9 protein-coding genes are annotated in these 9,100 nt (G+C 64.1%); 1 reads left to right on the top strand and 8 read right to left on the bottom strand.

The annotated features are described in order from the left end of the window. Window positions 1-12: 12 nt before the first annotated feature. Window positions 13-1,641, bottom strand: a complete 1,629-nt coding sequence (locus tag C8D04_RS18510) for an iron ABC transporter permease (RefSeq protein WP_116005913.1) — start codon at window positions 1,639-1,641, stop codon at window positions 13-15. Window positions 1,642-1,760: 119 nt separating this feature from the next. On the opposite strand from C8D04_RS18510, the gene C8D04_RS18505 reads away from it, so the two are divergent. After that, the gene (locus C8D04_RS18505) at window positions 1,761-2,834 is read left to right on the top strand and encodes an ABC transporter ATP-binding protein (RefSeq protein WP_116003025.1); all 1,074 of its coding nucleotides are present in this window, start codon (window positions 1,761-1,763) and stop codon (window positions 2,832-2,834) included. 77 nt (window positions 2,835-2,911) lie between these two features. On the opposite strand, the gene C8D04_RS18500 is transcribed toward C8D04_RS18505, so the two are convergent. From C8D04_RS18500 to C8D04_RS18470, 7 genes are all read right to left on the bottom strand, one after another. Next, window positions 2,912-4,144, bottom strand: coding sequence for a Yip1 family protein (locus C8D04_RS18500; protein ID WP_116003024.1), 1,233 nt, complete (start codon window positions 4,142-4,144; stop codon window positions 2,912-2,914). A gap of 180 nt (window positions 4,145-4,324) precedes the next feature. Further along, entirely contained in the window at window positions 4,325-5,062 is a 738-nt protein-coding gene (locus tag C8D04_RS18495) for a lysophospholipid acyltransferase family protein (protein ID WP_116003023.1), read from the bottom strand. A 35-nt stretch (window positions 5,063-5,097) separates the two neighbouring features. Continuing rightward, window positions 5,098-6,393: a dihydroorotase gene (locus C8D04_RS18490; protein ID WP_116003022.1), complete on the bottom strand. Its 1,296-nt coding sequence runs from the start codon at window positions 6,391-6,393 to the stop codon at window positions 5,098-5,100. 188 nt (window positions 6,394-6,581) lie between these two features. Beyond that, window positions 6,582-7,544, bottom strand: a complete 963-nt coding sequence (locus tag C8D04_RS18485; protein ID WP_116003021.1) for an aspartate carbamoyltransferase catalytic subunit — start codon at window positions 7,542-7,544, stop codon at window positions 6,582-6,584. A 3-nt stretch (window positions 7,545-7,547) separates the two neighbouring features. Further along, the gene (gene pyrR, locus C8D04_RS18480) at window positions 7,548-8,069 is read right to left on the bottom strand and encodes a bifunctional pyr operon transcriptional regulator/uracil phosphoribosyltransferase PyrR (protein WP_116003020.1); all 522 of its coding nucleotides are present in this window, start codon (window positions 8,067-8,069) and stop codon (window positions 7,548-7,550) included. After that, a complete protein-coding gene (ruvX, locus tag C8D04_RS18475; RefSeq protein WP_116003019.1) occupies window positions 8,066-8,494 on the bottom strand; it encodes a Holliday junction resolvase RuvX in 429 nt (142 codons plus the stop codon). The genes pyrR and ruvX overlap by 4 nt, the downstream gene beginning before the upstream one ends. After that, window positions 8,491-9,090 carry a YqgE/AlgH family protein gene (locus tag C8D04_RS18470; protein ID WP_116003018.1) on the bottom strand — a complete coding sequence of 200 codons (600 nt, stop codon included), beginning with the start codon at window positions 9,088-9,090 and terminating at the stop codon, window positions 8,491-8,493. The genes ruvX and C8D04_RS18470 overlap by 4 nt, the downstream gene beginning before the upstream one ends. Between the last annotated feature and the right edge of the window lie 10 nt (window positions 9,091-9,100).

Raw genomic sequence — 9,100 nt, 5'->3', positions numbered from 1 at the left:
TTCAGGACCCATTCAATCCCGGCCGCGCAGCGTCCGGCTGAGCAGAATGACCGGAACCAAGCCCACCAGCACCAGCGCCAGCGAGGGCAAGGCCGCCTCGCCCAAGCGTTCGTCACGGGCCAATTGATAGGCCACCACAGCCAGCGTGTCGCTGTTGAAGGGGCGCAGCACCATGGTGGCAGGCAACTCTTTCATCACATCCACAAAAACCAGCAGGGCCGCTGCGGCAGTCGAGCGACGCAACAGGGGCCAGTGGACACCGACCAGAAGGCGGCCACTGCGCGCGCCCAGCATGCGCGCCGAATCATCCAGACTGCCCGGGATACGGGCATAGCCGCTTTGCACCGACTGCAGCGCCACTGCGCAAAACCGCACCAGGTAGGCCCAGACAATGCCCACCGCGGTGGTGGTCACCAGCGCCCCCACCCCCCAGCCCGGAACCAACTCTTGCAACCAACCCACAGGCAGTAACAGGCCCACCACAATGACGGCACCCGGCACCGCATAACCCACACTGGCAAGCCGCACCACACCGCGCGTCAATACATCAGGACGGCGGCGTACCGCAAAGGCCAGCGCCAGCGCCACCAGCACAGCCAGCCCGGCGGTCATTCCCCCCAGGCGGACACTGTTCCAGGCCCATTCCAGAAAACGCTCCCAGGGCAACACCGACCAATCGGATGCCAAAGGGCGCAGCATAAAACCCACGGGCGCCACAAAGCCCATGAGCACCGGCACCGTGCATACCGCCCAGGCCAACCAGCGGCGCACGCCGTGCAGGGGCACTGGCAAAGCTTCGGTCGCGGCCGCATGACCCGGACCCGCCGCCGAAAAGCGCATGCGCCGCTGGGCTCGGTGCTCCAGCCACAAAAGCCCCATGACCAACGCCAGCAGCATGGTGGACAGTTGTGCTGCCGCCGTGCGGTTGTCCATGGACAACCATGCCTTGAGGATGCCGGTCGTAAAGGTCTGTATGCCGAAGTAGCTGGTGACGCCAAAATCGGCCAGTGTTTCCATCAGCACGAGCGCCACACCGGCTGCAACGGCCGGGCGGGCCAGGGGCAGCGCAATAGTGGCAATGCGGCGTGAGAGCGGCGCACCGAGCAGTCGCGCGGCTTCCATCAGGTGGGCAGCGCGTTCACCCAGCGCCGTGCGTGCGAGCAGGTACACGTAAGGGTAGAGCGCAAAAATAAACACCCAGATAGCGCCCCACAGACTGCGGACCTCCGGCAGCAGGCGGCCTTCCAACCCAAACGCCGCACGCAGTCCCACCTGGAGCGGGCCGCTGAACTGCAGGAAATCGGTATACGCATAGGCCGTGACATAAGCCGGCATGGCCAGGGGCAGCAGCAGCAGCCATTCGAGCATGCGCCGCCCTGGAAAATCAAACAGGGTCACGACTGCCGCTGCGGCCGTTCCCACGAACGCAGCCCCCAGCCCCACCCACAGGGCGAGCCAGAGCGTGGTCCAAACATAGCCCGGCAGCACTGTGGCCGCCATCTCGCGCAAGATAGCCCCTGCGGGAGCCTGCGCCACCCCCCAGGGCAACCATGCCCCCAACAGCGCCAGCACGGGAAGCGACAGCAGACCGACAAGCAACAGCAGCGGAAGGGTGCGCAGGACAGCGAGGAAACGTGGCAAGGTGAGCGACTCGGAGAGCAAGGATGGAAATACAGTAGCCACTGGCCCCGCTATCGGGCGCCACTAATACAAATGCGAATTCTAAGCATTTCGCCAACGCCCCCGCCTACAATGAATCCATGTTTCTAGAGGTCTCCCAACTTGAAGTGCGCTACGCCGGCCAGCCGCAGGCCGCAGTGCAAGACGTTTCACTGGGGCTGAGCACGGGCCAGATCGGCGTGCTGATTGGCCCTTCGGGCTGCGGAAAAACCACGCTGCTTCGCGCCGTGGCCGGCCTGGAGCCCGTGGCGGCGGGAAGAATCCGCCTGGGCGAGCAGATTGTCGGAAGCCCTGGACGCAGCTTGCCCCCTGAGCAACGCCGCATTGGCATGGTGTTCCAGGACTATGCCCTGTTCCCGCACTTGAACGTAGGGCAAAACGTGGCTTTTGGCATCCACAGCCTGCCGCGCGGCGCACAGACTGCGCGGGTGACCGAGGTGCTGCAGCTCGTCGGGCTGGAGGGCAGCGAAAAGCGCTTTCCGCACGAACTCTCGGGTGGCCAGCAGCAGCGCGTGGCACTGGCCCGTGCGCTGGCGCCGCGCCCTCAGCTCATGCTGCTGGACGAACCTTTTTCCAATCTCGATGTGGATTTGCGCGAGCGCCTGGCCCATGAAGTGCGCGGCATCCTGAAAGCCGCAGGCGCCACGGCGCTGTTCGTCACGCACGACCAGCTTGAAGCCTTTGCCATTGGTGACGTGATTGGTGTCATGCACCAGGGCCACCTGCACCAGTGGGACGATGCCTACACCCTCTATCACCGCCCAGCCACGCGCTTTGTGGCTGACTTCATTGGCCACGGCGTGTTTGCACCCGCCACCTTGGTGCAGCAAGGCAGTGCCGTCGTGGTGCGCACGCCACTGGGCGATCTGGCCAACCTGACCGAATGTCCCCTGCCTTCCAGCTACCCGGCGGGCGAATGCGACGTGCTGCTGCGCGCCGATGACATCGTGCACGACGACGCGGCGCCAGTGCAGGCCCAGATCGTGCGCAAGTCATTCCGAGGATCCGAGTTCCTGTACACCCTGCGCCTGCACAACGGCCAGGCTCTGCTGGCCCATGTGCCCAGCCACCATGACCATGCCCTGGGCGAATGGATCGGCATTCGCGCCCAAGTGGACCATGTGGTGACTTTTGAGCGGACGCCTGCGATTTAGGTAAAAAAGGCCTCTAGCGCTTTACCATCAAGCGCTGATAGCTCAGTTTATTATAGCAATCCTCGTCCATGCCTCGATCAGGGCTTGGCCTTGCGCTGCAGCCCCTCCAGGGCTGCAACGTTCACCTCGGACAGCAGGGAGCGCACCGCGCGCATGTCCATGTTGTCACCCTCGATGCTGACCAGGATGCCGTTCTTCAGCACCATCTTGAACTCTGCCTGGCTGCCGTCCTTGCGGTAGCTCTGGTGCAGGGTACGGCCACCTTCCTGCCAGGTCTTCTCGGCATGCTCGCGGTCTTCTTTTTCGCCCTGTGCCATGCCCATGGCCAGGATAGCCATCTGGCCCATACCGCCCAGGTCGGTGATTTCCAGGCGCGCCTCCTTGTCGCCATTGCTGAATTGCGCGCTGGCCTGGCTGGTAGGCAAGCCCAAGGCAGCACCATCCTGCACGTCAAAGCCTGTTCGGGCCATGTCCCCCAGTTGTTCAGGCAGCGCCGCCTTGAGGGATTGCGCGGCCACCGCCTGCCCGCCGCCCATCATGCCAGCGGCAGCCGCCACCGCCTGGCCCGTGGCTGTAGCAATGGCGTTGGGGTCATTGCTTTTCTGTGCCTTTTCCATCTGGCGAGCGGCCTCTTCCATCTTCTTGCTCGCCGCCTCCAGCCCGGCGGTGTTGATGCTGACCTTGCCGCCCGGTGTGGTCACCGAGATCGCAGAATCGTCTGCGCTGCCCATGAGCATGCCGCCCCGGGGCATGAACATGTTGCTGACAAGCCCCATGACCACCCCCATCACGATGGCAGCCACCAGCACCACGGCGGTGTACGCCAGTGACTTCTCTGGCGGATTTTTCATCAGAATAGGCAGCCCGCAATAGATCAGGTAGATCGAATACAGCGCGGCCAGCAAACTGAGCATGGCCAGCGCCGGCAGCAGACTGAAGAGGCCTCCCAGCATGGCAGCCGTGCTGGCGTAAACGGCCAGTTTGAGCGCCTGCATCTGGTCTTTCTGACCACCAAAGGTCGGAGCCAGGGCATTGACAATGAGCGCCAGCACAAACACGCCCACCAGGCTCAGCACGTAAGACACCACCATGCTGGCCAGGCCCGATAGGAATGGAACACGGATGGAAACCCCAAAGGCCCCCATGCCGATGATGGACATGCCAATGAAACCGCAGACCGCCGGAATGGCCGCCAGCACCATGAGGTAGCGGGTGTACAGGCCTGCTACATCCGCCTGCTCGCCCTCGATGGTGGCCCAGGTGTCCTTGGGTTGAAGAAGAATGCTTTTGACGCGCTGTACCAGATCCATGGTGTCCTCCCTGCAGTGTGAAGGGCCAGGCTGCATAGGCACCGGCCCGAAAGATCCGGACGATACGGGAATTGCGTGTCCAAAAGACCAACATTCCATACCAAAAGCGCCCGATACGTGGAATATGCACGCTTTTCAAGACAGATGCCAGCTCGAAAGGCATTTTTGACACACTAACGGTCAACCGCGCCGCAGGCTGTCCACGGTGTGGTGCAAGTGCAGCGCCCAGGTACGCCGATCACGCTCCAGTGCATATTCAAGGACCCCAAAATGCACGATGGCCTCGATCGGCGGCGCGCACAGCGTGCGCCAGATGGAGCCCACCAGGGTTTCATCACCAACAAAGCTGGGCGCAAAACTGGTGGAGCCCGTGGCCTTGTCGACAAACCGCAGGCCTACGGGTTGCACCGGCGCCTGGGCTGCCACGGCAGCCTGCAGCAAGTTGGCATGAAAGGGCAGCATGGTGCGCCCATCGCCGGTCGTGCCTTCAGGAAACACCGCCAACACTTCACCCTGCGCCAGCGCCTGCTGCATGGACTGCACCACGCGCAAGGCATCGCGGGGAGAACTGCGCTCAATGTAGAGCGTGCCCGCTGCCGTGGCCAGCGTACCAACCAGCGGCCAGTCCTGCACGTCCGACTTGGAGACAAACCTGCAATAGCGTGCCGCATGCAACACCGGAATATCCAGCCACGACAGGTGGTTGGACACCAGCAAAACCGGGCCGACCAGCGCAGGAGCCCCGCGAATCGAGAGCGAAACGCCCGCATGGGCTAGCAGCGCCAGCGACCAGGCCTGCACCCGGGCCTGCTGCTGCGCGGGTGACAGCGCCGGAAAGCGCAGCGCTACGACCCACAGACCCTGGGCGACATGGAACAGCAGACGCAGCAAACGCCCGCAGGCCTTGAAGTGCTTCACAAAAACCTGGCCTGGCTTAAAGCGCGCTCACTGTCTCAGCTTCGTTCAAACGCAATCTGCCCAGCCACCAACGTGCAGCGCACCCGCCCCGGCAGCTCGTAGCCCGAAAACGGCGTGTGTTTGCCCTGGCTGCGCAGGGCCTCGGCCTGCACAATCCAATGGTCCTTCGGATCGAAGATGCAGACATCCCCCACCCCCCCCTCCACCAACTGGCCCACGCTGGCCTGCAGGGTTCCCAGGGCACTGCCCAACACGCGGGCGGGCTCGCTGGTCACTACGGCCAGAGCACGCGCCAGGGGCGCGCCACTGTCCTGCGACCATTTGAGTGCCAGGCTCAGCAGCAGCTCCAGTCCGGTAGCGCCGGGTTCGGCTTCGGCAAAAGGCAGTGTCTTGGCGTCTTCGTCGACCGGGTTATGGTCTGAGACCAGTGCGTCGATGGTGCCGTCGCGCAGGCCCGCCTGCAGGGCATCGCGATCGCGCTGCTGGCGCAGCGGCGGCGTCAGCCGCGCCCGGCTGTCAAAAAAGCCGATGTCCGTGTCCGTCAGATAGAGCGAGTTGATGCTGACGTCGCACGTCACATTCAAACCCTCGGCGCGGGCCTGGCGTACCAGCGCCACCCCTTCAGCGCTGGACAGACGGCACAAATGCACATGCGCCTGGGTCGCCCGGAGCAGCTCAAAAATGGTATGCAGCGCAATTGTCTCGGCCGCCACTGGCACGCCCGACAGGCCCAACCGCGTGGCCAGCGAGCCACTGGCCGCTACGCCCTTGCCCAGATGCAGCTCCTGTGGGCGCAGCCAGACGGTGTAGCCAAAGGTGGCCGCATACTGCAATGCGCGCTGCAGGACCTGCGTGCTGGCCAAGGGCACCTCGGCCTGGCCAAAACCCACACAGCCGGACTCAGTGAGCTCGGCCATTTCCGTCAGCACCTCGCCCGCCAGCCCGCGCGTAAGGGCGCCCAGCGGAAACAGGCGCGTCTGGTGCAGTTTTTCGGCGCGGAACTTGAGCATCTCCACCAGCCCCGGCTCGTCGAGCACGGGGTCGGTATCGGGCGGGCACACCAGGCTGGTCACACCGCCGGCCACTGCAGCCGCCATTTCGGATTCGAGCATGCCTTCGTGCTCATACCCTGGCTCGCGCAGACGGGCCGCCAGGTCCACCAGCCCGGGCAGCACGATGCAACCTGTGGCGTCAATGCTGCGCTGGGGCGCAAAATCGGGCGGCACGCGGTTCACGCCCACGATACGGCCTGCCGCGATGGCGATGTCACAGGTCTGGTCAAGGCCCGAGGCGGGGTCGATCACACGGCCGTTCTGGATCAGTATCTTCATGATTTCAAGCCAAATTGCTGCTAGCGCTTACTGGACAAGCGCAAACAGCTATCAAATAAATAGCAGTCTGCATTACATCAACAGACACCCGCGCCGCAGCAGACCCACGCCAGTGCCCCCGTGGAACCGGCTTTGCCGGGCCACTGGGGGCGTCCCCCTTGGGGGAAGACGCGAAGCGATTCAGGGGGTTAAGCCTCATTCCCGGCCACGATCGACATGACCGCCATGCGCACCGCAATGCCAAAGGTGACCTGCGGCAGGATCACGGCCTGCGGGCCATCCACCACGGCAGAGTCAATCTCTACGCCCCGGTTGATGGGACCGGGATGCATGACGATGGCGTCCGGCTTGGCCAGCCGCAGTTTCTCGGGCGTGAGGCCAAAGCTCTTGAAATACTCCTGGCTCGACGGCAGCAGTGCGCCGCTCATGCGCTCGTTCTGCAGGCGCAGCGTGATGACCACGTCGGCATCCTTGATGCCTTCTTCGAGCGTATGGCACACACGCACTCCCATCTCGGCCATATTGGACGGCACCAGGGTACGCGGCCCCACCACGCGCACCTCGGCGCAGCCCAGCGTGGTCAGGCCGTGGATGTCGGACCGCGCCACGCGCGAGTGCAGCACATCGCCCACGATGGCGACGGTCAGGCTGGAGAAATCCTTCTTGTAGTGCCGGATGGTGTACATGTCCAGCAGCCCCTGCGTGGGGTGGGCGTGGCGCCCGTCGCCCGCGTTGATGACGTGCACATGGGGCGCGACATGCTGCGCAATCAGGTAGGGTGCGCCCGATTCGCTGTGCCGCACGACGAACAGGTCGGCCGCCATGGCCGACAAGTTGGCGATGGTGTCGAGCAGCGACTCGCCCTTGCTGGCCGAGCTGCGCGCGATATCGAGGTTGAACACGTCAGCCGACAGGCGTTTGGCCGCGATCTCGAACGTGGTGCGCGTGCGTGTGCTGTTCTCGAAAAACAGGTTGAACACGCTCTTGCCACGCAAGAGCGGCACCTTCTTGACCTCACGGTCGTTCACGCTCACGAAGTTGGCGGCGGTATCGAGGATGTGCGTGACGATGTCGCGCGGCAGGCCCTCGATAGACAGCAGGTGGATCAGCTCGCCATTGCGATTGAGTTGGGGGTTGCGCTGGTGCAGCACGGCTCAGGCCTCTTTGATCTGGAAGTGAAATTGACCACCCTCGTTGCGGGCCAGCGCCAGCGATTGGGTGCCAGGCAAAGCGACGCGGGCGGCGGCAAAATCGGCCTGCACGGGCAGTTCGCGCCCACCCCGGTCCACCAGTACGGCCAGGCGCACGCGGGCCGGGCGACCGTAGTCGTACAGCTCGTTGAGTACGGCGCGCACGGTGCGGCCGGTGTAGAGCACATCATCGAGCACCAAAATATCTGCGCCATTGACATCGAAAGGCAGCGTCGTCTGGGCGCTGGCGGCCAACCCACGCTGCGCAAAATCATCGCGGTGCATGGAGGACGACAGCACACCGGCCTCCCCATCGAGGCCCAGGTCCTTCTGCAACCGCTCGGCCAGCCAGGCGCCGCCCGAGGCAATACCCGCCAGACGGGTGGTCGGCTCGCGCAGCGTACGCACGCCGCGCAACAACTCGCGGTACAGGGCCTCGGCGTCAAGCACCAGGCTACCCGGGGTGCCAGAGGGAGATGGGGTCATGGAAGGCTCCTCAGGAACTGTTCAAGAATGATGCAGGCCGACGCCGCATCGGCATCGCGCGCACCGTCCGCCAAGGCCTCGGTGGTGCTGTAACGCTCATCCACCTCATAGACCGGCAACCGGAAGCGGCCATGCAGTTGCCGGGCAAAACGCTGTGCACGGCGCGTGTTTTCGTGGCTGGCACCATCGGGGTGGTAGGGCACGCCCACCACCAGCGCGTCGGGCTGCCATTCGGCAATGCGCTCGGCCGCGCCCACAAAGCGCGCGTCGCCCTCGGCACGGATGGTGGTCTGCGGGCTGGCGGTGCGCAACATCCGATTGCCAACCGCCACGCCCGTGCGCTTGAGGCCAAAGTCAAAGGCGAGAAAGGTCTGCAGATGGATGGGAACCTCTGGTGTTGCAACCGGCGGCGCAGCGTCGCTCATGCGTGGCCCGCCCCGGGCGACAGGCGCCACGCCTCCAGCCCCAGCAGTCCCAGGGCGCTGTCGTAGCGTTGCTCTACCGGAGTATCGAAAATCACCGACAAATCGGCACCCACCGTCAGCCAGCTGTTCTCAGCCAGTTCGGATTCGAGTTGCCCCTCACCCCAGGCCGAGTAGCCCAGTGTGACCAAAACCCGCCGCGGCCCCGCCCCGGTGGACAGTGCTTCCAGCACATCTTTGGAGGTCGTCATCTCCAGCCCCCCCGGAATCACCATGGTCGATGCGTACGCTGATTCTTCGGGAATGTCGCCGGTGCCATGCAAGGATTCGTGCAGCACAAAGCCGCGCTCGGTCTGCACCGGACCGCCCAGAAACACGGGCGCATTGGTCAGGTCGTTGCGGCCCAGAGACAGGTCGACTTTGTCGAACAGGCCTTTAAGGTTGATATCGGTAGGTTTGTTGATGATGAGCCCCAGGGCTCCGCGCTCGCTGTGCTCGCACAGGTAGACCACGCTGCGTGCGAAAGACGCATCCTCCATCCCGGGCATTGCGATGAGGAAATGGTGCGTCAGGTTCATGGGCGCAGAATGGGCAGACATAGACTGATTT

This window comes from Simplicispira sp. 125 (assembly GCF_003096555.1).
Lineage (GTDB): Bacteria > Pseudomonadota > Gammaproteobacteria > Burkholderiales > Burkholderiaceae_C > Simplicispira.
Note: the sequence above shows the minus strand (reverse complement) of the source record. Positions and strands in the feature narration are given on the sequence as shown.

Excerpts from the sequence above, each read along its gene's own strand:
- C8D04_RS18505 (WP_116003025.1), top strand. The coding sequence starts at position 1,761 with ATGTTTCTAGAGGTCTCCCAACTTGAAGTGCGCTACGCCGGCCAGCCG.
- C8D04_RS18500 (WP_116003024.1), bottom strand. The coding sequence starts at position 4,144 with ATGGATCTGGTACAGCGCGTCAAAAGCATTCTTCTTCAACCCAAGGAC.
- C8D04_RS18490 (WP_116003022.1), bottom strand. The coding sequence starts at position 6,393 with ATGAAGATACTGATCCAGAACGGCCGTGTGATCGACCCCGCCTCGGGC.
- pyrR (WP_116003020.1), bottom strand. The coding sequence starts at position 8,069 with ATGACCCCATCTCCCTCTGGCACCCCGGGTAGCCTGGTGCTTGACGCC.
- ruvX (WP_116003019.1), bottom strand. The coding sequence starts at position 8,494 with ATGAGCGACGCTGCGCCGCCGGTTGCAACACCAGAGGTTCCCATCCAT.
- C8D04_RS18470 (WP_116003018.1), bottom strand. The coding sequence starts at position 9,090 with ATGTCTGCCCATTCTGCGCCCATGAACCTGACGCACCATTTCCTCATC.